This window comes from Cyanobium sp. Copco_Reservoir_LC18 (assembly GCF_009834675.1).
In the GTDB taxonomy this organism is placed as follows: domain Bacteria; phylum Cyanobacteriota; class Cyanobacteriia; order PCC-6307; family Cyanobiaceae; genus Cyanobium; species Cyanobium minutissimum.
Genome location: NZ_ASAC01000026.1, coordinates 226,392 through 247,208, shown reverse-complemented (window position 1 = coordinate 247,208; position 20,817 = coordinate 226,392). Strand labels below are relative to the sequence as shown.

Sequence of the window (20,817 nt, the reverse complement as noted above, 5' to 3'; positions counted from 1 at the left end):
TGGCCGCCTATTTCAGTCTCCCCGTGGTCCAGAGGTCGACACGGTGGAGGCGCCAGAGCGCATCCGTCAGGGCATGGGGCGATGTCCGCTGCCCGTGGTCATCCTGGCCAGGCTCGCCGTGTCACGGGAGAACCATGGACGTGGCCTCGGTGCCGGGATGCTCCAGGACGCGAGGAAGTTCCTGCGCTGAGCCTCTTCCCCATCATCCGCAGGACCACGTCACTCACGCTCTTGCCTTCGACGCTGGACTTCCGCCATGCAGGCGTCCCCAAACCGCTGCCAGAGTGGGCGGGCTTGCGGCATTCCATGCCCCACCACGGCCCGCCCCTGGCCCCACTGGTCGACCTGACCCGCCTCCTGGAGGCGGGCCTAAGAGGCGATCCGGCGGCAGCGGCGCTGCAGGATCTGGACCACAGCCTCAGCTGGGCCGAGCTCGATCGCCAGGTGGAGCGGCTGGCCCGGGCCTACCAGCGGCTGGGCCTGCGGCGGGGTGACCGGCTCGCCTCCCTGATCCCCAACCGGGTGGAGCTGGTCGTCCACTACCTGGCCGGCCTGCGCAGCGGCCTGGTGCTCACCCCCCTCAACTACCGCTACGTGCCGCCGGAAATCGACCATGCGCTGACGGTGAGCGGCGCGGCGGCCCTGGTGTTCCACGGCGAACGGCTGGCCGATGTGCAGGCCAGCGCCGTGGCGGGCCGGCTACCCCTTGGCTGCCACCGCATCGACGACCCCTCCGGTTTCGAGCCCCTGCTGGCCTCGGCGTCCACCGGCGGCGAGCCGCCCTGGCCCGATCTGGCCGCCGACGAGCCCTGTTTCCTCTTCTTCACCTCCGGCAGCACCGGCCGGCCCAAGGGTGTCACCCACAGCCGGGCCAGCTTCGCCGCGGTGCTCACCTCTTTCATCCAGGCCAGCGAACTGCGGGCCGGGGAGGAGGTGCTGGCGGGCAGCTCCCTGGGCCACATCGCCTCGTCGGCCCTCGTGCTGGCGGCCCTGGCCGCCGGCGCCTCCGCCGCGATCGCCAGTCGCATCGATGCAGCCACCGTGGAAACCCTGCTGCGGCGCCACCGGCCCTCGCTGCTGCTGATGCTGCCCGCCGCCCTGTTCGAGCTGGTGCGGGATGACCAGCTCCAGCCGCCCGATCTGGGTTCGGTGCGCCTCTGCATCAGCGGCGGCGACAAGGTGCCCCACCAGCTGCAGGACGAGTTCCGCCGGGCCGCCGGCTTCGGCATCGACGAATGCTTCGGCATGACCGAGATCGGCTACACCACCCTGGCGCCCCCGTCGGGCCCGAACCGGATCGGCTCCGTCGGCCGGCTCTGCCCGGGGTTCAGCGCCAGCCTGCGCCACGAGGACGGCAGCGAGGTGGCCCCGGGCGAGCAGGGACGCCTCTGGATCCAGGCGCCTTCGATGATGACGGGCTACTGGGACAACCCCCAGGCCACCGCCGACACCATCCAGCAAGGCTGGCTGGACAGCGGCGATGAGATGCGGGTCGACGCCGACGGCTTCTTCTGGTTCTGCGGCCGCCGCAAGCAGATCATCGTCCACGACAGCTCCAACATCTGCCCCCAGGAGGTGGAGGAGGCGCTTTCAGAGCATCCGGCCGTGGACCTGGTGGGGGTGATCGGCATCCACGACCCTGTCCACGGCGAGAACGTGCGGGCCTACCTCACCCTCCGCCACGACCAGCCCGCCCCCAGCGAAGCCGAACTGATCGCCTTCGCCCGGGCCCGGGTGGGTTACAAGGCGCCGGAGGAGATCCGCGTGCTCAAGGAGCTGCCCCTCACCCCCGTGGGCAAGACCGACCGGCTGGCCCTGCGGCAGCTGGCGGCCGATGCACGGCACGCTCCCTGACGTTCACCCCATGGGCCTTTTCTTCGCCGATCCCCTCTTCGAGCGCTTCGCGTTCCGCGCCCTCTCGCACGCCCCCTACGGCGGGGCGGATTTCGGCGAGTGCTTCGTCACGGCGTCGCAGATCACGCCCGGGGATTCGGACAGCTGGTTCCGGGCCTGGAGCGCGACGGGGGATCGGGTGGGCGAGATCGCCGAGGCCTGTGCGGCGACCGGCCGCTCGGTGAGTGCCCGGGAGGCCTGGCTGCGGGCCAGCAACTACTACCGCACCGCCTGGCTGCCGCTGTTCGGGGCGCCCGTGGATCCCCGGCTGGTGGAGGCCTTCGACCGGGAATCCGAGGCGTTCGCTCGGGCCGCCGCCCTGATGACGCCGGCCGTGGAGGCCGTGGAGATCCCCTACGAGGGCACCACCCTGCCCGGCTACTTCCACCGTGCCGATGACTCGGGCCTGCCGCGCCCCACCCTGATCGCCACCAACGGCTACGACGCCACCGTGCACGAGGCGCACTTCGCCCATGCCGTGGCCGCCGTACGCCGCGGCTACCACTGCCTCACCTTCGACGGCCCCGGCCAGGGCCGGCCCCTCATCCACCAGGGCCTGGTGTTCCGCCCCGACTGGGAGGCCGTGGTGGGCCCGGTGGTCGACTATGTGCTCTCCCGCCCGGAGGTGGATCCGCAACGGATCGCGCTGATCGGCTGGAGTTTCGGCGGCTATCTGGCGCCCCGCGCCGCCAGCGGCGAGCACCGCCTGGCGGCCTGCATCGCCGACCCCGGCCAGTGGGACCTGCTCGAGGCGTTCCGCCGGCTCCTGCCCCTGCCCCCCGCCGCGCGCGAGCGGCTGCCCGAGATCACCCCGGCCGATCTCGAGGCCTTCGAGGCCCTGGTCCGCTCCGATCCCTACCTGCACTGGACCTTCCGGCGCGCCCTCTGGGTGCACGGCCTCGATTCCATCGCCGACTACCTCCGCATCGCCGGCGACTACAGCCTCAAAGGGCGCGCTGAACGGATCCGCTGCCCCACCTTCGTGGCCTGGGCGGAGACCGATCCGATCGCGGCCGGCGCGGAGCAGCTCCATGCCGAGCTGCGCTGTCCCCGCACCCTGGTGCGCTTCACCACCGCCGAGGGCGCTGGCGGCCATTGCCAGGAGACGGCGCGCTCCCTGTTCCACCAGCGGGCCTACGACTGGCTGGAGGCGGTGTTCGCGAGCCCCCGCACCTCTGACCCCGGCCGATGACGGTGGAGGCCGCCCTGCTCGACTGGATCGGCAACCGCGGGCGCCGCTGCAGCGTCGGCGAGGTGGCCGCCGGCACCGGCCTGTCCCTGCAGGAGGTCGAGCCGGGGCTGCTGGCCCTGGCGGCCGACGTGTCCGGCCGCCTGCAGGTGGCCGAGGACGGCACCCTGCTGTTCGTCTTCCCCCCCGCGCTGCGGATGCGGCTGCTGGCCCTCAGCGGCCGCCGGCGCCTGCAGGCCCGGCTGCAGGCGGCCCTGCGCCTGGCCGCCCGCCTGATCCGGCTCAGCTTCGGGGTGGTGCTGCTGCTGGTCACCACCCTGGTGGTGGTCATCCTGTCGGTGCTGCTGATCGTGCGGCTGTTCACCAGCGACGACGCCGACGATGCCGGCCTGGCGCTGTTGCAGGGGCTCGCCCAGGTGCCCCTCTCGATCCTCGATCTGCTCGCCTCCGGCCTCCGGGCCCCGGCGCGCCAGGGCTCCGCCTCCGTCACGCCGCAGCAGCTCTGGAGCCTGCTCTGGGACCTGCCCGGCGAGGCTGCCCGTCCAGCCTCCCTGGGCTTCCTCAGCGCCGTTTTCTCGATCCTGTTCGGTGATGGCGATCCCAATGCTCGCTTCGAGCCGCAGCGCTGGCGCCGCATCGCCGCCTTCCTGCGCCAGCGCGGTGGCGTGGTGATCGCCGAGGACCTCGCCCCCCTGCTCGATCTGCCCGACTGCCCCTCCGATCCCGAGCGCCGCCGCGACCTCGCCGATGCCGCCATGCTGCCGGTGCTGCTGCGCTTCGACGGCCGCCCCGAGGTGAGTGAGGACGGGGACCTGATCTATGGCTTCCCCTCCCTGCCCGCCCGCGCCGCCGGCGGGGATGGGCCGGTGCCGCCCCTGCGCGAGCGGGCCTTGCGCTTCAGCCGGGCCGGAGCCGGGCAAAGGGTCGCCTATGGAATTGCCGTCGGCGCCCTGCTGGTGCTCTCGCCGTGGCTGCTGGCGATCACCCCCGCCTGGCTGCCCCCGGTGGCCTGGCTGGCGCGCTTCGCCATCGGCTACGCCCTGTTGCTGCTGCTCCTGCCCCTGGCCCGCCTGCCGCTGCAGTTCTGGCGCAACCGTGCCATCGCGGCCCGCAATGCCCGCCGCCAGGCCTGGGCCCGGGCGGCCCGCCATGCCGATCCCCAGCTGAAGCGGCGTCGGGCCGCCGCCCGCCGTCTGGGCGCCACCGAGGCCGGCCGGCCGGCGCCGCGCGTCGTCTACGACAGCGGCCGCGACCTGCTGGAGCAGACCATCGACGGCCAGGACCTGGGACCCCGGCCGACCGCCTGAGGCCCCTGCGGCTGCCACCACGGCGCAGACCAAGCCGCCGCAGGCGCGCCTCACTCAGCCCAGGTCGTTGATCAGCACGATGCGGTAGCGGGCTTTGCCGGCGCGCAGGTGATCGAGGGCTTCATTGACCCGCGACATCGGGAAGAACTCCGTGGTGGGGGCGATGCCGTGGCGGCAGCTGAAATGCAGCATCTTGTCGGTGGTGGAAGGGCTGCCCAGGGGCGAGCCGGAGAGGCTCTTCTGCCCGAGAATCATCGGGAAGGCCGCCAGGGCGATCGGTTCCAGCACGGCCCCCACGGTGTGCAGCCGGCCCTTGGGTTTGAGGGCGCCGATGTAGGTGTTCCAGTCGAGGTTGGCGTTGGTGGTGTTGAGGATGAAGTCGAAGCTGCTCGCCGCCTGGGCCAGTTCCTCGGCGTTGCGGGAGTTCAGGGTGCGATGGGCGCCCAGCTGGAGCGCTTCCTCCCGTTTCGAGTCGCTGGTGGTGAAGGCGGTGACGTCGCATCCCCAGGCCCGCAGAAACTTCAGGGCCATGTGACCCAGCCCGCCGATCCCGATCACCGCCACGCTGTCGGTGGGTTGGATGCCCAGCTCCACGATCGGGTTGAAGACGGTGATGCCGCCGCAGAGCAGCGGGCCGGCCTTCTCGGTGTCGAGGCCTTCCGGCAGGGGAGCCACCCAGGGCCACTGGGCCCGCACCCGCGTGGCGAAGCCACCGTGCCGCCCGACGATGGTGGCCTCGGCCTTCAGGCAGAGGTTCTGGTTGCCGGAGAGGCATTGATCGCAGGCACCGCAGCTGCCGCAGTACCAGCCCAGCCCCACCCGGTCACCGATGCTGAGGCGCTTGGTGTGCTCCCCGAGGGCGACCACCCGTCCGATCACTTCATGGCCGGGAACAAACGGATAGGCGGTCAGGCCCCAGTCGTTGTCGAGCATGGAGAGATCGCTGTGGCAGATGCCGCAGCTCTCGACGGCGATCTCCACCTCCTCGCTGCCCAAGGGGCCGGGGGTGTAGCTGAAGGGCTCAAGCGGTTGCCCGGCGCCGGGGGCGGCGAGGGCCTGGATCGGTGCGGTCATGGAAGTGGCAGGGAGCCTTTGCCGAGCCTAGGAAGCCCCCCCGTCCAGCCCACCTCCGCACCACCATCGCCCCCGCCGGCCGACCGCCTGAGACAATCCACCCTCGCCTGTGCCCAGCGAAAGACATGAGCGTTCTCGGCAGAGAGGCGATCCTGCAGGCGATCGAAGCGGGCACGATCGGGGTCACGCCCTTCGCCCCCGAGCGGCTGGGCCCCGCCTCCCTCGACCTCACCCTGGCCCGCACCTTCCGCGTCTTCCGCAAGGTGCATCAGGTGATCGAGGTGGGCGAGAACACCGACTACCGCCAGCTCACCGAGAAGATCGAAGTCCCGGAGGGCCAGCACATCCTGATCATGCCCGGCGAGACGGTGCTCGGGATCACCCAGGAGCGGCTGCGCCTGGGCCCCGGTCTGTGCGGCTGGCTGGAGGGCCGCAGCCGTTTCGCCCGGCTGGGCCTGATGGTGCACATCAGCGCCCCCTTCATGGGGCCGGGGATCGACAGCCAGCAGGTGCTGGAGATGAGCAACTTCGGCCCCGCTCCCCTGGCGGTGCATCCCGGCACGGCGATCTGCCAGTTCGTGTTCCAGAAGCTGCAGGGCATCGAGAGCTACACCGGCCGCTTCGCCGGTCAGACGGAGGACAGCTTCTAGGGGTTCTCTGTGAGCTGCAGCAACAGGGGGTCAAGGGTGGCGGCGTAGGGATTCACCACGCGCACGCCCCGCCAGGTGAAGCCTGGATTCAGGTCTTCGCTGATCAACAGCCGGGCGCCGGCGTCGGCGGCCACGCTCAGCACAAGAGCGTCCCAGCTGCCCAGTTGGTGGTCCACACAAAGATCCATGGCCCCGGCCAGCGCCCCGGCCGTGGAATCCGCCACGGCAAAGCTGTCCATCCAGCTCAGTACGGCCTCCCGTGCCTCCGCCGGGCTGCGTCCCGCTTTCCCTGTGAGCACGCGGAACAGCTCCCCAAGGCACTGCAGAGGAATCACCACATCGGCCTCCGCCAGAGCGGCCAGCAGCGAACGGCTCATCTCGACCCGGACCTGATCCCCGAAGCCCTCGGCATAGACCAGCACGTTGGTGTCGAGGGCGGAGCGCATCAGTCGTACAGCTCGTCGCGCTTCCAGGCCCGCGCCCCATCGCCGGGCACCTGGTGGATGAGCCGCTGCAGCAGCCTGGCTCTGGCGGCCCCGTAGGCAGTCGCCGCCTGCTGGGGCGCGCTGATCGTGGCCACCGCCCGTCCCCTGGAGAGCACCGTGAAGCTCTTGCCTTCAGCCACCTCCCGCAGCAGACGGGAGAAGGAGCGGTTGGCCTCCGCGGCACTGATCACGGCCATCAGCAAGAATAAGAAGTAGTGCTGAGCACTACGTTAGCCCGCATTGGCTGGCGCGGCCTGGCTCCTCAGAAGATCCCCAGCGTCTTCTTCTTGCAGTAGCCCGCTCCGATGTTCATCCAGCCCGAGAGGCAGGGCTTGCCGTTGGTGGGCCGCACCTCGTAGTAGATCGGCGAGTTGCAGTGCTGCTTGAGGTCGTTCACATACCCCAGCGGGCATTCGTTGTAGCCCGGAAGCTTGGGAATGCGCTTCTGGGCCAGCGCCGGGTCCGGAGTGAGCAGAGGAACGCTCAGCAGCGGCAGGGCCAGCAGACCGGTGGCCAGGGCGAGGGTTGGCTTCGGCACGGGGCGGACTTGCAGTTGTTCAACCCTAGGGAGATTGGGCCGGCTGGGCCGGCGTGGCTGGCGCCATTCGCCTGGCCTGGCCAGGATCGGTGGGACCGTCGATGGCCTGCGCATCGCACCCCGCCCGCGGAGCCGCCGATGCCCCACCCCTCCCTGCCGCCGATCGCCGGCCGTGAAGCCGAGATCCTCGCCCTGGTGCAGCAGGGCGGGCCGGTGGCGCGGCCCCACGGCTCCCTGCCCTACGAGCGGATCACCTCGGCCTTCGCCTGTGCGCTGCACATGCACCAGCCCACGATTCCCGCCGGGGCGGACGGTGCGCTGATCTCACACCTCCAGTACATGCTCGAGCACCCCGGCGAGGGCGACAACCACAACGCCGAACCCTTCGCCCACTGCTACCGGCGCCTGGCCGACCTGATCCCCGAGCTGATCGCCGAGGGCGCCAATCCGCGGATCATGCTGGATTACTCCGGCAATCTGCTCTGGGGGTTCCAGCAGATGGGCCGCGCCGACATCCTCGAAGCGCTCAGGTTCCTGGCCTGTGATCCCGCCGTCGTGCCCCATGTGGAGTGGCTCGGCACGTTCTGGAGCCATGCCGTCGCCCCCTCCACGCCGATCCCCGACCTGAAGCTGCAGATCCTGGCCTGGCAGCACCACTTCGCGGCCCTGTTCGGCAGCGAGGCCCTGCAGCGGGTGAAGGGCTTCTCGCCCCCGGAGATGCACCTGCCCAACCACCCCGACACCCTTTTCGCTTTCGTGAGCGCCCTGCGGGACTGCGGCTACCACTGGCTGCTGGTGCAGGAGCACAGCGTCGAGAACCCCGATGGCAGCAGCCTCAGCCGGGAGCGGACGCTGCTGCCCAACCGGCTGGTGGCCCGCAGCTCCAGCGGCGAGGAGGTGTCGATCACGGCGCTGATCAAGACCCAGGGCTCCGACACCAAGCTGGTGGGCCAGATGCAGCCCTGCTACGAGGCCCTGGGGCTGGGCCGGCTGCCCCTGGCCGGCACGGCGGTGCCGGCGCTGGTGGCCCAGATCGCCGATGGCGAGAACGGCGGCGTGATGATGAACGAGTTCCCGTCCGCCTTCCTCCAGGCCCACCGGCGCCTGGCGGCAGAGGGCGTCGGCACGGTGGCGATCAATGGCAGCGAGTACCTCGAACTTCTGGAGGCCGCCGGTGTGGGCGACGCCACCTTCCCGGTGATCCAGGCGGTGGGGCAGCACCGGCTCTGGCAGCAGGTGGGCGGCAGCCCCACCCCCCAGGCCGTGGAGACGGCCATCACCGCGCTCCAGGCCGGCGACCCCTCCTTCTCGATGGCCGGCGCCTCCTGGACCAACGACCTCAGCTGGGTGGAGGGCTACGCCAACGTGCTGGAGCCCATGAACCAGCTCAGCGCCCGCTTCCACCAGGTGTTCGATCCCCTGGTGGCGGAGGATCCCGCCGTGACGGGCACCGAGCCCTACCAGGAGGCCCTGCTGCATCTGCTGCTGCTGGAAACCAGCTGCTTCCGCTACTGGGGCCAGGGCACCTGGACCGACCACGCCCGTGAGATCCACCGGCGCGGGGACGCGGCGATCGCCAGGGGCGCCTCAGCCCTGGCCTCAGTCGGCTGAAACCCCTTCCGGGAGAGGAGCCACTTCGGGGAAGTACCGGGCCATGCAGGCATTGCAGACGCCGTGGGAGAACTCGACGTTGTCGTGGCTCTTGATGAAGGACTCCACGGACTCCCAGTAGCCCTGGTCGTTGCGGATGCCCTTGCAGTAGGAGCAGATCGGAATCAGGGTCTCCATCACCTCGATGCGCTGCAGGGCCCCGGCCAGCTGGTCGGAAATCCGTTTCAGTTCCAGCTGCAGCACCACCTGGTGGGCCAGGGTTTCGAGGGAGCGGATCTGCAGGTCGCTGAGCTCGCGGGGCCGTTGATCGATGACGCAGAGGGTGCCGATCTTGGCCCCGCCCGGTGTGCACAGGGGCACCCCCAGATAGAAGACGATGTTGGGCTCGCTGCAGACCAGCGGATTGTCCCGGAAGCGTTCATCCACACGGGCATCCCTGACCACGAGGGTCTGGTCGCCGAGAATCGCGTGGGCACAGAAGGACACATCCCGGCTCGTTTCGCTGGCCGCCAGACCCACCCGGGACTTGAACCACTGACGATCCGCATCCACGAGGCTGACCAGCGCGATCGGCACGTCGCAGAGCTGGGCGGCCAGGAAGGTGATTTCGTCGTACGACGGCTCGCTCTCCGTATCCAGGATGCGGTAATCGTTCAGGGCCTCCAGCCGTGCCGCCTCGCGGGGAGCCACGTTCGCGCGCATGGAGAGCCCTTCACCTGCCCAAACGTAGGCAAGGCCCTTCGGGGGCCTGAGGGGGGTTCACATCTCCTTACTCCGGACGCGGCGCACCTGGCCGCAACCGACAGGGGTTCCGACCGGGTAGACAAGGAAGGTGCCGCGTGCTGAGGACTCCTGGCTGGTCCGCTCTCCCGTGTGTTCGGCGGCTTCCCGTGGTCTGAACGCCCCAGTGGCGATCCCGACGCCGGATGGAGCCGCCAGCGGATTCGCCGCGAGAGCGTGCTGCTGGCCGCCACGATCTTCACCGTCGCCGGGGTGGCCCTCAGCGCCAACTACTGGAGCGCCACCCGACTGCTGCGCAACCAGGTGCGCGACAACCTCCACAACTTGGTGAGCATCGCCGCCCGTGAGATGGATCCGGCCCTCGTCGCCACCATCACCAGGCCGGAGCAGACGGGTGATCCGGACTATCGCCGCGCCACCGCGCCCCTGCTGAAGCTCCGCAGGCTGGTGCCCGACATCTATTACGCCTATGTCTTCATCGCCACGCCGGACGGGCTCCGCTTCACGCTCGACAGCACCTACTACGTCCAGAACCCCGGCGCCCCCGCCAGCGCCGTCAGCGTCGGCGACCTCTACGTGGATCCCTCCGACGATGCCCTGCGCGCCGCCCGCACCGGCACGGTCACCGTCAGCACCAGGCCCTACACCGATCACTTCGGCACCTTCATCAGCGGCTTCGCTCCCATCCGCGACCGCGACGGGGCCCTGGTGGGCTTCGTCGGGATCGACATCTCGCTGGCCCAGCTGCGACGCAAGGAGCTGCCCCTGCAGCTCACCTACGTGCTGGGCCTGCTCGGCAGTGCCGGATTCTCGCTGCTGGCCGCCAACTTCCATCGCCGCTCCCTCAAGGCCAGGGCCCGCGCCTTCCAGGCCATGGCCTCCGCCGAACGGGCCAAGAGCACCTTCCTCGCCACCCTCAGCCACGAGATCCGCACCCCGCTCAACGGCGTCATCGGCATGACCGGGCTGGTGCTGGCCACCGAGCTCTCGCCCCAGCAGCGGGAGTGTCTCGACATCGTCCACAGCTCGGGAGAGTCCCTGCTCACCCTGCTCAACGGCATCCTCGACTACACCAAGATCGAGGCCGGCCACCTGGAGCTGGAGCTGGCCCCCTGCCGGCTGCGTCCCCTGCTGGAGGAGACCATCGCCGCCTGCGCCAGCCTCGCCCGGGTCAAGGGGATCGACCTGGCCCTGGTGCTGCCGCCTCAGCTGCCCGAGGCGATCGTCACCGATGCCATCCGCCTGCGCCAGATCCTGCTCAACCTGATCGGCAACGCCATCAAGTTCACCGATGCCGGCAGCGTCGTGGTCTCCGTGGAGGCCGCCGCTCCGGTGGCCGCCGGGGCGAACCTTCCCGAGAACGCGACGATCCCTATGGCGTTCGCCGTCGCCGACACCGGTGTCGGCATCGCCGCCGACCAGCTGGAGCGCCTGTTCCAGCCCTTCTCCCAGCTGGGCGCCACCGCCAACGCCCCCCAGGCCGGCACCGGGCTGGGGCTGGCCATCAGCCGCCAGCTCGTCGTGGCCCTCGGCGGCACGATCCAGGTGGAGAGCACCCCCGGCCGGGGCAGTGTGTTCCGCTTCCGCCTGCCGGTGCAGGTGGTGGAGGCCCCTGCCGCCCCCGTTCCCGCCGCTCCCGGGGTGGCCTCTCCCGCTGTGGCGGAGCCGTCGCCGCTGCCCGCCGACCAGTTCGCCGCGCGCCATCCCCTGCGCATCCTGCTGGTGGACGACAGCGCCGTGAACCGGCGGCTCTGCGAGCTCATGCTGCGGCGCCTCGGCTACGAGCCCGATTCCGCCGTCGACGGCCAGGAGGCGCTGGAGCGCCAGCGGCTCCTCGAGCCGGACCTGATCCTGATGGATGTGCAGATGCCCCGGCTCGATGGACTGGAAGCCACCCGCCGCATCCGCTCCTGCGGCGGACGGTCCGACCGGCCCTGGATCGTGGCGCTCACCGCCTTCACCACCGCCGAGGACCGGGAGGCGGCCCTGCAGGCCGGCATGAACGACGTTCTCGCCAAGCCGCTCCGCAGTGAGGCCCTCCTGGCCAGCCTTGTCACCGCCCACGCCCATGCCGGCGGCCGGCGGCCCCCTGCCTAGGCGATCGGCCTCAGGGCAGGGTGAAACCGGAGGTGTTCAGGTGCTTGAGGTCGAGCATGACCACCGTGACCCACACCAGCAGGGCCAGGCCGGCGAGGGAGCCGATCACCAGCAGCAGGCCGGCGATCACCGACCGGGGGGTATCGCTGTCGTTGGCCACGGGCAGGGGGCGAGCTGGGGCCACTGTCCCACGGCCGGGCCGGGGCCGCACCCTGCCCTCAGCCGACCGTCTCAGGCCGTCGCCTCGGCTGCTTCACCAGCGTCGGCCAGCACCAGCCGCAGCAGCACCGGCGCCAGGAAGGTGGTGCCCATCACCATCAGCAGGATCGCCGCCTCCAGCGACGGCCCCAGCACCCCGGTCTGGGTGCCCAGCCCCAGGAAGATCAGGCCCACCTCGCCCCGGGGCATCATCCCCAGCCCCACCGCCAGCCGGTTGGTGGGCCCGCTGCTGAGGTAGCTCCAGCCGGCCGCCACCTTGCTGACCACGGCGGCCGCCAGCAGGAAGCCCGCCATCACCAGACCCTCGTGGTTGGCCGCATCGAAGGGGTTGAGCACCGAGAGGTCCATGCCGCTGCCGATCAGCACGAAGAAGACGGTGGCGAACAGGGCCACCAGGGGCTTCACCGCCTCCTCGATCGCCTGCCGATGGCGGGAGCCGCTGAGGATCAGGCCGCCGGCGAAGGCCCCCAGGGCCGCCTCCAGCCCGAAGGCCTGGGCGGCGAAGCAGGCCAGCGACATCACCAGGAAGGCCGCCACCACCACCTCGCCCGGGGCCTTGAGGCGATCGAGCAGCGCGTCGAAGGGGGGCGCGGCGGTGCGGCTGAGGAACAGGGCCACCACCACGAACACCGCGGCCGCGGCGATCAGCTTCAGGATCGGGCCGAGGCTGAAGCCTTCGCCGCCCGCCAGGGCCACCACCACGGCCAGGATCACGATGCCGAGGATGTCGTCGAGCACGGCGGCGCCGATCACCGTCTGCCCCTCCCGGGTGCGCAGGAACCTGAGCTCCCCCAGCACGCTGGCGGTGATGCCGATGCTGGTGGCGGTCATGGCGGCACCGGCGAAGATCGCCGGCAGCAGCGGTACGCCGAACAGGAACTGCAGGCCGAAGGTGCCCAGGACGAAGGGCAGCACCACCCCGGTGAGGGCCACCGTGATCGCCTGGCCCCCCACCGCCATCAGCTCGTCGAGTTCGCTCTCCAGGCCGGTGAGAAACAGCAGCGCCAGCAGGCCGATCTTCGCCACCGCCTGGAGATTGCTGAAGCCGTGGTCGTAGATCTCCTGCACCTGGTCGGGGCCCACGTGGGCGAGGGCGGCGATGGTGCCCTCGGCGAGGGCGTTGAGCTGGGCCCCCAGTTCCGGCGCCAGGATCAGGTGCAGCCCCGATACGCCGATCAGCACCCCCGCCACCAGCTCGCCAAGGATGGCCGGCAGGCGGAAGCGCACCATCAGCTCCGCCAGGGCCCGGGCGGCGAACAGGATCACAATGAAGCGGCCCACCTCGATCAGGGTCTCGGCCGCCTCGATCTGGTGGCCTCCGGTCGCGAGCAGCAGGGTGGGAGCGTCCATGGCGGACCGGCAAGGGCGATGCCGAAATCCTTTCATCCCTGCGCAGGCCGCGGGCCCGGGATCAGCGGACCGGGATCACGGGCGCCGGTGGCGCCCCTCGGCAGACTGAAGGACCAGCCGTCTCCGCCGCCCGCATCGATGGCCAGGTTCAGCCGCACCCCGCGCCCGCCCGACGGCGGGCCGCCGGTCCCCCTGGGGGTCGTCGTCGCCATCGGCCTGCTGCTGGCGGGCCTGCCGCTGCTGCTGCTCAACCAGCAGCACTCGGGCGATCCGTTCAAGATCCGCCGCGAACTGCGCAAGTTCTGAGGCCGCCGCCCCGTGACCCTGCCCCGCCGCCCCTTGACCCTGCTTCGTCGCCGCCGGTTCCTGCTCCTGCTGGGGGGCGTGCTCGCCACGATCCTGCTGGCCACCGTTGCCGCCATGGCGGGCGGGGCCCGGCCGGTCGATCCGCTGCCCTCCTGGAATCCGGGGGCGGCCCGGGACGGCATCGTCCGCTTCGTGCGCCAGTCCACGGACCCCGCCAGCCCCGCCTTCGTGCCGCCCGGGGAGCGCATCGCCACCTTCGACCAGGACGGCACCCTCTGGGTGGAGCAGCCGGTCTACCCGCAGGTCCGCTTCATCCTGGAGACGGTGCCCGGGGTGGTGACCACCCGCCAGGAACTGGAGCGGCTGGCCGCCACCGCCCTTAGCGGCATGCCCCTGGAAACCTTCAAGGCCGATGTGCGCCAGTGGCTGGCCACGGCCCGCCATCCCCGCTGGCAGCGCCCCTACACCGAACTCACCTACCAGCCGATGCAGGAGCTGCTCCGCTACCTGCGCGCCCTTGGCTTCAAGACCTACATCGTCACCGGTGGTGGCTAGGACTTCGTGCGTGTCTACGCCGAGGAGGTCTATGGCATCCCACCGGAGCAGGTGATCGGCAGCGCCGGCGCCACCCGTTACGGCTACGACGCCCGGGGCCGGCCCTTCCTGACCAAGGAGCCCCGGCTGCTGCTCAACGACAACGACGCCGGCAAGCCCGAAGGCATCCAGCTGATGATCGGCCGACGGCCCGTCGCCGCCTTCGGCAATTCCACCGGCGACCGGCAGATGCTGGAGTTCACCAAGGCCGGTGATGGGGCGCGCCTGTCGATGCTGGTGCTGCACGATGACGCCCGCCGCGAGTATGCCTACGGCCCGGCCCTGGGGCTGCCGGACACCCAAGTGGGCCGGTTCACCCAGGAGCTCCACGACCAGGCCCGCCGGCAGGGCTGGATCGTGGTCAGCATGAAGAACGATTGGCGGCGCCTGTTCGCCTTTGAGCCCTGAAGGCTGCCCCGCCCGCGGTGGCCCGCATCGGGCGATAGCGTCCGGCGCCCGATGCGTTCTAGGGTCGCTGTCTCTTCATCCTTCACCATGAAAGTCCTGGCCCTCTCCCTGCTGGGCGCGTCGCTCGTCTTCGGTGGCGGCACGGCGGCCCAGGCCCAGCAGCGCTGCACCTTCCTGCAGCCGATCGGTGGCGATGGCACCACCCCGATCGTCTCCAAGCGGGTCGGGGCCGCCAAGCTGATCGGCAAGGAGAACTGGAACACGGACTTCATCGTCAACCAGCCCTACAGCAGCTTCAAGTTCTTCTTCACGGCCAATTCCTCCGACGCCAATGCCAAATATCCGGTGAGTGGCTTCATGAAGTTCAGCGACGGCAGCAATCTGCAGGTGATCAATGAAGTCATGAACCCGCCGATGGGCACCGGTCGCATGTTCGGCCCCTTCCCCGCCATTCCGGGCAAGCAGGCCAGCCAGATGAACTTCAAGGTGGGAGCCAGCAGCGACCCCGGCGCCCTGGGCTTCAGCTACCGGATCTCGGTCCAGGGCTGCCAGTAAGGCCCCCTGCGATCCATCACGCCGATGCTGCTGCCCCTGCTGCTGGCCCTCTCACCGGCGCCCGGTCCGGTGATCAGCAACGGCCCTGTGGTGGCCGTGCTGGAGAACCGTCGCCAGCCCAAGCCCGATGGCCTGGATGAGGTCCAGCCCGTGGCCACCGTGCGGTTGGACGGGAAGGTGGTGGGCCAGCTGATGGGGGCGCTGCGCATCGGCCCCGGCAGCATCGATTCGGTGCTGCAGGTGGTGGAGATGGATCCCGCCAATCCCTACCCGGAGGTGCTGCTCTCCTCGTTCACGGGCGGCGCCCACTGCTGCAACGACACCCGGGTGCTCACCAGCAGCCCCGACGGCCGCCGCTGGTTCGAGGTGCGCCGCGATCCGGTGAACGGTGGCCCCAACGGCGCCAGCGATCCGCTGGGCAACGGCCGCTACCTGCTGGTGGACGTGGACAACCGCTTTCTCTACCGGTTCGCCAGCTACGCCGGCAGCAGCGCCCCCAGCCAGATCTGGCAGCTGGACGGCCCCCGGTTCATCGACATCAGCCATCGCCGCCAGATGCTGCCACTGCACCGCCGCCGGCTCAAGGAGATGGAGAGCTGGTTTCGGCAGCCGGCCGATCAGCGCCCGGAGGCCAACGGTTTCCTGGCCGCCTGGGTGGCCACCAAGGCGCTGGTGGGGGAGTTCGACAGCGGCTGGAAACGGATGCTGGGTCTCTACGACCGGAGCTCCGACTGGGGGCTGACCTCCTGTGAGGCGGGCTACGACGCCAAGGGTGACTGCCGGCGTCCGGAGAAGCGCTATGCCAGCTATCCCGACGCGCTGCGGGCCTTTCTGAGCCGCACCGGTTACCTGCCGGCGGTGCCCTGATTCAGCCCAGAAAGGTCATGGTCAGGCTCACCAGGGCCAGGCCGGTGAGGCCGGTGGCGGTCAGCAGTCCGATGGATCGGTGCACGGGGATCTCCCTCATGGGCAAAATCTAGAGCAATCCTTAAGACGCGCAGTCGCTCCGTCCTGACCCGCAGCAATCCGTCATGGAGCCGGGCCTCGCGGTCACCGTCCCGGCCCTGCCAGGCTGGCCGCCCCGGCGACGCACCATGGCGGGAGGCCCCACCATCGCCCTGGCCCTGGAGGGCCAGCTGCGCCTCGATGACCAGCCCGCCCTGCACCGGGCCGTGGCGTTGGCGCGCCAGCTCGGCGGGCGCCTGCTGCTGCTGGCCTGCCGGCCGGAATCCCAGCGGCTGCGGGGGCCCCACCAGCGGTGCCTGGAAGCCCAGGCCCTCGGCTCCCTGCACGTCCGCCTGGCGACGGCGGGGATCCCCCTGCTGGCCTTCCCCCAGCACACCACGGCGGCCGCCCTCGCCGCCCTCCGCCCGATGGTGCAGCCCGAGGCGGTGCTGCACGCCCAGGAGAGCCGCCTGTTCGGCACCTGGCCGCTGGCGGCCGAGCGCTTCCCGCGGGTGTTCAGCCAGTTCCGTCGAGCCCTGGCACGGGCCCCGGAGCCGCCCGTGCCTCCGCCGGATCTCGCCGGCCTTGGGGACCCCTGGGACGAGCTCCCCCGCGCCTGGCTGGAATCGCCCGTTTCCCCACCGGCCTCCGCTGGCCCCGATCCCCGCAGCGCCTTCCCCTTTCCCGGCGATGAACCCACGGCCCTGGCCCGCCTGCAGCACTACCTGTTCGGCTCCAGCGGGCTGCGCGATTACAAACTCACCCGTAACGGGCTGGTGGGGACCGAGTTCTCCGCCAAGTTCTCCCCTTTTCTGGGGGTGGGCTCGCTGTCGGTGCGGCGGATCTGGTGGGAGGTGCTCCGTTACCAGGAGCTCCATGGCGCCGACGCGGGCTCGGAGTGGATGAAGCAGGAGCTGCTCTGGCGCGAGTTCTTCCTCTGGTCGGAGCAGAAGCACGGCGACGCCTTCCACGCCCCTGGCGGGCTCCAGAACCGCCCGCCGCAGGCGCGGGCCGACCGTGAGCGCTTCGTGCGCTGGACCCACGGGGACTCCGGCCATCCCCTGATCGATGCCCAGCTCAACGAACTGCTCGCCACCGGCTACCTCTCCAACCGCGGCCGCCAGTGGGTGGCCTCCCACTTCGTCAACGAGCTCCAGCTGCCCTGGACCTGGGGCGCCCGCTTCTTCGAGTGGGCCCTGATCGATGCCCACCCCGCCCTGAACACCGGCAACTGGGCCTACCTGGCCGGCGTCGGCTCCGACCCGCGCAGCTTCGGCGGCAGCCCCCGCCGCTTCGATCTGGAACGCCAGGTGGGCCTCTACGACCCCGAGCAGACCCACCGCCGGCTCTGGGCCGCCCCGGCGTTGCCATGACCCTGACCCTGATCCTGGGCGACCAGCTCCATCCCGACTGGACGCGCCCCTCCCCCCTGCAGCTCGCTCCCGGCTCCCGGGTGCTGATGGTCGAGGACCTGGCCCTGGCCTCCACCTGGCGGTACCACCGCCTGCGGCTGCTGCACACCTTCGTGGCGATGCGCAGCTTCCGCGACGCGCTGCTGGAGCGCGGTGTGGCGGTTCGCTACGGGGAGCTGCCGGAGTCGGAGGGGGTGCCGTTCTGGCGGCGGCTGGCGGCCGAGCTGAACGGCGGCCGCGAGCCCCGGGGCCGCGAACTGGAGGGCCGCGAACTTCAGGTGGCCGAGGTGGCCGACCGCAGCTTCGAGGCCCGGCTGCAGCGCTTCTGCGCTGAGCAGGGCGTGCGGCTCAGGGTGCTGCCCTCACCAGCGTTCCTGGAATCGGTGGCCGAGAGCCGGGGCTGGTTCGAGGGCCGCCGCCGCCCGTTCATGAAGACCTTCTACGAGCGCCAGCGGCGCCGTCTCGGCCTGCTGCTGGAGGCCGATGGGAGCCCCATCGGTGGCCGCTGGAGCTTCGACACCGAAAACCGCCGCAAGCTGCCCAAGGGCTACGTGGAGCCAAGCCTGCCGGCGCTGGCGGCCAGCACCCACGAGCCGGCGGTGCGGGCCCTGATCGAGCGCCATTTCCCCGACCACCCCGGCGCACTGGGGCCCCTGTGGATCCCCTTCGATCAGGCCGGCGCCGAGGCCTGGCTGCAGCGCTTCCTGAGCGAGCGCCTCGACGGCTTCGGGCCCTACGAGGACGCCCTCAGCCGGCAGCACGCCACCCTGCACCACTCCCTGCTCTCGCCGCTGATCAACATCGGCCTGCTCACCCCGGCGGCGGTGATCGCGGCCACCCTGGAGCACGCGGCGGCACGGGAGGAGCGCGGCCAGCCCGTGCCGATCGCCTCGCTGGAGGGCTTTCTGCGCCAGGTGATCGGCTGGCGCGAGTTCGTGCGCGGCATCGACCGGGTGCACGGCGAACGCCAGGCCAGCGCCAACTTCTGGAACCACCAGCGCCGCCTCGCCCCCTGCTGGGACGACGGCAGCAGCGGACTGCCGCCCCTGGATGCGGCGATCGAACGGGTCAATCGGCTCGGCTACAACCACCACATCGAGCGGCTGATGGTGGTCAGCAACCTGATGCTCCTGTGCGAGATCCACCCCGGCGAGGTGCACCGCTGGTTCATGGAGCGGTACCTGGATTCCTACGAATGGGTGATGGGCCCGAACGTGTACGGCATGGGCCAGATGAGCGACGGCGGCCTGTTCGCCACCAAGCCCTACATCGGCGGCTCCAACTACATCCTCAAGATGGGCGATTACAGGAAGGGCCCCTGGTGCGAGATCTGGGACGGCCTCTACTGGCGCTTCATCGACCGCCACCAGGACTTCTTCCAGGCCAATCCCCGTCTCTCGATGATGGTGCGGATGCTGGAGAAGATGGAAACCAAGCGGCGCGAGGCGCTGGAGGCGGCCGCCGAGGGGTTCCTGGCGCGGGCCACCCGTTAAGGGGCCTTGGGCACAAAGACCCGGGGCGCCAGGTTGAGGTGGCGGATGCGCTGGGCGAAGCCGCGGTCGTCGAAGGAGGCGAGCGTGTCGCAGCCACGGCAGCTGGCGTGGTGCAGGGCATCGGCGAAGTCGAGCCCGGCGCGCAGCCCGGCGACGGCCTGCTCCAGGGCTGGGCGATCTTCGGCGTTGAGGCCGGGGTGGACCAACAGGTGGTCGAACACCAGCAGCACCTGCTCAGCCCGGAAGCCGTAATAGCCCCGCAGCACCCACTCCAGTTCCATGGCCACCGTCTTGGGCAGGAACAGGGGCTGCCCCGATTCGATCAGCTGCCGGGCCGCCTGGCGCTGGCGTTCGGTCGCCGCATCGGCCCCGTCCTCGGCGACGAAGTAGCGGGCCAGCACGTTGGTGTCGAGGCCGATCACGGCGTCAGCAGGCTGGCGGCGTCGAAGTCAGCCGGCACCGGAGGACGGGGGCTCCGGAGCAGGCCGAAGCCACTGGCCGGCAGCGGCTGCTCCGGCTTGCAGGAGCGCACTTCGATGTGATCGCCCACCAGCTGGAAGCTGACCCGACCACCTCGGGCCAGACCGAGCTGCTGACGCAGGGCCTTGGGGATGGTGACCTGCCCCTTGCTGGTGATCGAGCTGGTGGCGGCGTCTTCGGCTGGCATCGTCGCCGGCCCCTGAAGATGGGTCTTACCTGGTAAGGATAGGTCGATCAGCGCCGATGGCTGAGCATGGTCGGCATCTCATCCATTCCCTGCCCGTGACCGCCGCCTCCGCCGACGCTGCCACCCGGCCGCCCGCGCCCGCCCTGCTGCTGGAGCGCCTGGCGGCGGTGGAAGGCATGGGCCGCGGCAGCCGCCGGCTGGTGCTGCTGCTCAGCCAGCTGGGGGACTTCGACAGCCTCGAATACGCCCAGGCCCTGGTGCCGGTGTTGCCGCAGCTGCAGGCCGCCGGCATCGCCGTGCTGGCGATCGCCATCGGCGACGAGGCCGGCCGTGAGCGCTTCTGCGCCTTCACCGGCTTCCCGAGCGAGCGGCTGCTGGTGGACGCCGAGCCCCATCTGCACCGGGACCTGGGGCTCTATGAGGGGCTGAGGCAGGCCGGCGGCCCCTGGCCCAACCTGCTGCTGATGTGTGCCGGCCTCGGCTCCCCCGGCACCCTGGCCGAGGTGCTGCGCGGCTACACCGGCGATCGCAGCGCTCCCCAGCGCATCGCCGACGACGAGACGATCCAGGCAGGGCCCCTGCCGCCGATCAAAGGGTCGTTCTTCGCCCGTGCCGGCGGCCGCGGCTTCCAGCGGCCCTTCGAGCTGGCCACCGTGCGGCTGCGCAACATGGCCGAGGTGCTGGGCCACTGGCGCACCTATGTCCCCCGCGACGACTTCCTCACCCAGCGCGGCGGCACCTATCTGCTGGAGGCCGACGACACCCTGCTCTACAGCCACCGCGACCCCGGCATCCTCGGCTTCTCGGCCACCATGGCCCGGCCGCTGAGCTTCCTGGAGCCGTACCTGGGCTGAGGTGGGCGCCGCAGGCACGGACTTAGTCCATGACTGAGCGAAGCAAGACCCCCGACCCGGACCCGTGGAACGTCCAGCAACGGTGCCCCGTCTGGTGAATGTGCACCAGGCCAAAACCCAGCTCTCGCGATTGATCGATGGGGCCCACGCCGGTGAAACCATCGTGCTGGCCAGGGCCGGCAAGCCTTGGGCCGGATTGATGCCCCTGGAGGCGCCGGCGCCGCAGCGGCTGCCCGGTCGCCTGCGCCACCTGGGTCCCCTCAGCCAGCCCGACGCCTTGCTTCAGCCCATGCCGCCCGACCAGCTCGTCGACTGGGAAGCGAGCCCCGTGATTCCGGCGTCAGCCCTGCCGTGACCAGCCCATCCGCCTGGCGGCTCGACCCCACCCTCTGGATCCCGGTGAGTGCCCTCTTGGTCCAGGAGCTGAGC

The 20,817-nt window shown here is 70.7% G+C and carries 24 protein-coding genes; 15 read left to right on the top strand and 9 right to left on the bottom strand.

Going from position 1 to position 20,817, the window contains the following annotated elements:
* The first annotated feature begins 306 nt into the window (after positions 1 to 306).
* The 3 genes from L107_RS15640 to L107_RS15630 are packed head-to-tail and all read left to right on the top strand — an operon-like array spanning position 307 to position 4,389.
* Positions 307 to 1,854, top strand: coding sequence for a class I adenylate-forming enzyme family protein (locus tag L107_RS15640; RefSeq protein WP_159820340.1), 1,548 nt, complete (start codon positions 307 to 309; stop codon positions 1,852 to 1,854).
* Between the two features lie 10 nt (positions 1,855 to 1,864).
* Positions 1,865 to 3,085 (top strand): S9 family peptidase, encoded by a 1,221-nt coding sequence (locus L107_RS15635; protein ID WP_159820338.1) that lies wholly within the window; start codon positions 1,865 to 1,867, stop codon positions 3,083 to 3,085.
* A complete protein-coding gene (locus L107_RS15630; protein ID WP_159820336.1) occupies positions 3,082 to 4,389 on the top strand; it encodes a hypothetical protein in 1,308 nt (435 codons plus the stop codon). Before L107_RS15635 ends, L107_RS15630 begins: the two co-directional genes overlap by 4 nt.
* Before the next feature lie 54 nt (positions 4,390 to 4,443).
* Here L107_RS15630 and L107_RS15625 read toward each other — a convergent pair whose 3' ends face one another.
* The gene (locus L107_RS15625; RefSeq protein ID WP_159820334.1) at positions 4,444 to 5,463 is read right to left on the bottom strand and encodes an NAD(P)-dependent alcohol dehydrogenase; all 1,020 of its coding nucleotides are present in this window, start codon (positions 5,461 to 5,463) and stop codon (positions 4,444 to 4,446) included.
* Positions 5,464 to 5,588: 125 nt separating this feature from the next.
* Between L107_RS15625 and dcd the strand changes: the two genes are divergently transcribed.
* Positions 5,589 to 6,113, top strand: a complete 525-nt coding sequence (gene dcd, locus L107_RS15620) for a dCTP deaminase (RefSeq protein ID WP_159820332.1) — start codon at positions 5,589 to 5,591, stop codon at positions 6,111 to 6,113.
* Here the strand turns inward: dcd and L107_RS15615 are convergent.
* The 3 genes from L107_RS15615 to L107_RS15605 form a co-directional block, all read right to left on the bottom strand.
* Complete coding sequence (locus L107_RS15615) at positions 6,110 to 6,559, bottom strand: PIN domain-containing protein (RefSeq protein WP_159820330.1); 450 nt, start codon at positions 6,557 to 6,559, stop codon at positions 6,110 to 6,112. The genes dcd and L107_RS15615 overlap by 4 nt on opposite strands.
* Positions 6,559 to 6,795 (bottom strand): type II toxin-antitoxin system Phd/YefM family antitoxin, encoded by a 237-nt coding sequence (locus tag L107_RS15610; RefSeq protein WP_159820328.1) that lies wholly within the window; start codon positions 6,793 to 6,795, stop codon positions 6,559 to 6,561. The genes L107_RS15615 and L107_RS15610 overlap by 1 nt, the downstream gene beginning before the upstream one ends.
* A 65-nt stretch (positions 6,796 to 6,860) precedes the next feature.
* On the bottom strand, positions 6,861 to 7,136 hold the full coding sequence (locus L107_RS15605) for a hypothetical protein (RefSeq protein ID WP_370515506.1): 276 nt from the start codon (positions 7,134 to 7,136) through the stop codon (positions 6,861 to 6,863).
* Between the two features lie 138 nt (positions 7,137 to 7,274).
* On the opposite strand from L107_RS15605, the gene L107_RS15600 reads away from it, so the two are divergent.
* Positions 7,275 to 8,747 carry a glycosyl hydrolase family 57 gene (locus L107_RS15600; RefSeq protein ID WP_159820326.1) on the top strand — a complete coding sequence of 491 codons (1,473 nt, stop codon included), beginning with the start codon at positions 7,275 to 7,277 and terminating at the stop codon, positions 8,745 to 8,747.
* Here L107_RS15600 and L107_RS15595 read toward each other — a convergent pair.
* The gene (locus L107_RS15595) at positions 8,736 to 9,449 is read right to left on the bottom strand and encodes a GAF domain-containing protein (RefSeq protein ID WP_159820324.1); all 714 of its coding nucleotides are present in this window, start codon (positions 9,447 to 9,449) and stop codon (positions 8,736 to 8,738) included. The genes L107_RS15600 and L107_RS15595 overlap by 12 nt on opposite strands.
* A 171-nt stretch (positions 9,450 to 9,620) precedes the next feature.
* On the opposite strand from L107_RS15595, the gene L107_RS15590 reads away from it, so the two are divergent.
* Positions 9,621 to 11,585 carry an ATP-binding protein gene (locus L107_RS15590; RefSeq protein ID WP_236550734.1) on the top strand — a complete coding sequence of 655 codons (1,965 nt, stop codon included), beginning with the start codon at positions 9,621 to 9,623 and terminating at the stop codon, positions 11,583 to 11,585.
* 10 nt (positions 11,586 to 11,595) lie between these two features.
* On the opposite strand, the gene L107_RS16430 is transcribed toward L107_RS15590, so the two are convergent.
* A complete protein-coding gene (locus tag L107_RS16430; protein WP_201295923.1) occupies positions 11,596 to 11,745 on the bottom strand; it encodes a hypothetical protein in 150 nt (49 codons plus the stop codon).
* Between the two features lie 71 nt (positions 11,746 to 11,816).
* Positions 11,817 to 13,154 carry a cation:proton antiporter gene (locus tag L107_RS15585; protein ID WP_159820320.1) on the bottom strand — a complete coding sequence of 446 codons (1,338 nt, stop codon included), beginning with the start codon at positions 13,152 to 13,154 and terminating at the stop codon, positions 11,817 to 11,819.
* Positions 13,155 to 13,292: 138 nt separating this feature from the next.
* Between L107_RS15585 and L107_RS15580 the strand changes: the two genes are divergently transcribed.
* The 7 genes from L107_RS15580 to L107_RS15555 all read left to right on the top strand — a co-directional run bounded on the left by L107_RS15580 (position 13,293) and on the right by L107_RS15555 (position 18,867).
* A complete protein-coding gene (locus L107_RS15580; protein ID WP_159820318.1) occupies positions 13,293 to 13,460 on the top strand; it encodes a hypothetical protein in 168 nt (55 codons plus the stop codon).
* Positions 13,461 to 13,493: 33 nt separating this feature from the next.
* A complete protein-coding gene (locus L107_RS16775; protein WP_236550733.1) occupies positions 13,494 to 14,015 on the top strand; it encodes a haloacid dehalogenase-like hydrolase in 522 nt (173 codons plus the stop codon).
* 6 nt (positions 14,016 to 14,021) lie between these two features.
* Positions 14,022 to 14,462 (top strand): hypothetical protein, encoded by a 441-nt coding sequence (locus L107_RS16770; protein WP_236550732.1) that lies wholly within the window; start codon positions 14,022 to 14,024, stop codon positions 14,460 to 14,462.
* 87 nt (positions 14,463 to 14,549) lie between these two features.
* Entirely contained in the window at positions 14,550 to 15,017 is a 468-nt protein-coding gene (locus tag L107_RS15570) for a hypothetical protein (protein WP_159820316.1), read from the top strand.
* A gap of 24 nt (positions 15,018 to 15,041) precedes the next feature.
* Positions 15,042 to 15,884 carry a hypothetical protein gene (locus tag L107_RS15565; protein ID WP_159820314.1) on the top strand — a complete coding sequence of 281 codons (843 nt, stop codon included), beginning with the start codon at positions 15,042 to 15,044 and terminating at the stop codon, positions 15,882 to 15,884.
* 164 nt (positions 15,885 to 16,048) lie between these two features.
* A complete protein-coding gene (locus L107_RS16960; protein WP_159820312.1) occupies positions 16,049 to 17,335 on the top strand; it encodes an FAD-binding domain-containing protein in 1,287 nt (428 codons plus the stop codon).
* Positions 17,332 to 18,867 (top strand): cryptochrome/photolyase family protein, encoded by a 1,536-nt coding sequence (locus tag L107_RS15555; protein WP_159820310.1) that lies wholly within the window; start codon positions 17,332 to 17,334, stop codon positions 18,865 to 18,867. Before L107_RS16960 ends, L107_RS15555 begins: the two co-directional genes overlap by 4 nt.
* Here the strand turns inward: L107_RS15555 and L107_RS15550 are convergent.
* Both L107_RS15550 and L107_RS15545 read right to left on the bottom strand, forming a co-directional pair.
* Entirely contained in the window at positions 18,864 to 19,289 is a 426-nt protein-coding gene (locus L107_RS15550) for a type II toxin-antitoxin system VapC family toxin (RefSeq protein WP_159820308.1), read from the bottom strand. The genes L107_RS15555 and L107_RS15550 overlap by 4 nt on opposite strands.
* Complete coding sequence (locus tag L107_RS15545; protein ID WP_159820306.1) at positions 19,286 to 19,534, bottom strand: AbrB/MazE/SpoVT family DNA-binding domain-containing protein; 249 nt, start codon at positions 19,532 to 19,534, stop codon at positions 19,286 to 19,288. Before L107_RS15545 ends, L107_RS15550 begins: the two co-directional genes overlap by 4 nt.
* Positions 19,535 to 19,710: 176 nt before the next feature.
* Between L107_RS15545 and L107_RS15540 the strand changes: the two genes are divergently transcribed.
* Together L107_RS15540 and L107_RS15535 are read left to right on the top strand one after the other, a co-directional pair.
* Positions 19,711 to 20,388 (top strand): peroxiredoxin-like family protein, encoded by a 678-nt coding sequence (locus L107_RS15540; protein WP_159820536.1) that lies wholly within the window; start codon positions 19,711 to 19,713, stop codon positions 20,386 to 20,388.
* Between the two features lie 64 nt (positions 20,389 to 20,452).
* Complete coding sequence (locus tag L107_RS15535) at positions 20,453 to 20,743, top strand: type II toxin-antitoxin system Phd/YefM family antitoxin (RefSeq protein ID WP_236550731.1); 291 nt, start codon at positions 20,453 to 20,455, stop codon at positions 20,741 to 20,743.
* The last annotated feature ends 74 nt before the right edge of the window (positions 20,744 to 20,817 follow it).

Coding starts and splice junctions, on each gene's coding strand:
- L107_RS15640 (WP_159820340.1), top strand. CDS start 307: ATGCCCCACCACGGCCCGCCCCTGGCCCCACTGGTCGACCTGACCCGC.
- L107_RS15635 (WP_159820338.1), top strand. CDS start 1,865: ATGGGCCTTTTCTTCGCCGATCCCCTCTTCGAGCGCTTCGCGTTCCGC.
- L107_RS15630 (WP_159820336.1), top strand. CDS start 3,082: ATGACGGTGGAGGCCGCCCTGCTCGACTGGATCGGCAACCGCGGGCGC.
- L107_RS15625 (WP_159820334.1), bottom strand. CDS start 5,463: ATGACCGCACCGATCCAGGCCCTCGCCGCCCCCGGCGCCGGGCAACCG.
- dcd (WP_159820332.1), top strand. CDS start 5,589: ATGAGCGTTCTCGGCAGAGAGGCGATCCTGCAGGCGATCGAAGCGGGC.
- L107_RS15615 (WP_159820330.1), bottom strand. CDS start 6,559: ATGCGCTCCGCCCTCGACACCAACGTGCTGGTCTATGCCGAGGGCTTC.
- L107_RS15610 (WP_159820328.1), bottom strand. CDS start 6,795: ATGGCCGTGATCAGTGCCGCGGAGGCCAACCGCTCCTTCTCCCGTCTG.
- L107_RS15600 (WP_159820326.1), top strand. CDS start 7,275: ATGCCCCACCCCTCCCTGCCGCCGATCGCCGGCCGTGAAGCCGAGATC.
- L107_RS15595 (WP_159820324.1), bottom strand. CDS start 9,449: ATGCGCGCGAACGTGGCTCCCCGCGAGGCGGCACGGCTGGAGGCCCTG.
- L107_RS15585 (WP_159820320.1), bottom strand. CDS start 13,154: ATGGACGCTCCCACCCTGCTGCTCGCGACCGGAGGCCACCAGATCGAG.
- L107_RS15580 (WP_159820318.1), top strand. CDS start 13,293: ATGGCCAGGTTCAGCCGCACCCCGCGCCCGCCCGACGGCGGGCCGCCG.
- L107_RS15570 (WP_159820316.1), top strand. CDS start 14,550: ATGAAAGTCCTGGCCCTCTCCCTGCTGGGCGCGTCGCTCGTCTTCGGT.
- L107_RS15565 (WP_159820314.1), top strand. CDS start 15,042: ATGCTGCTGCCCCTGCTGCTGGCCCTCTCACCGGCGCCCGGTCCGGTG.
- L107_RS16960 (WP_159820312.1), top strand. CDS start 16,049: ATGGAGCCGGGCCTCGCGGTCACCGTCCCGGCCCTGCCAGGCTGGCCG.
- L107_RS15555 (WP_159820310.1), top strand. CDS start 17,332: ATGACCCTGACCCTGATCCTGGGCGACCAGCTCCATCCCGACTGGACG.
- L107_RS15545 (WP_159820306.1), bottom strand. CDS start 19,534: ATGCCAGCCGAAGACGCCGCCACCAGCTCGATCACCAGCAAGGGGCAG.
- L107_RS15540 (WP_159820536.1), top strand. CDS start 19,711: ATGGGCCGCGGCAGCCGCCGGCTGGTGCTGCTGCTCAGCCAGCTGGGG.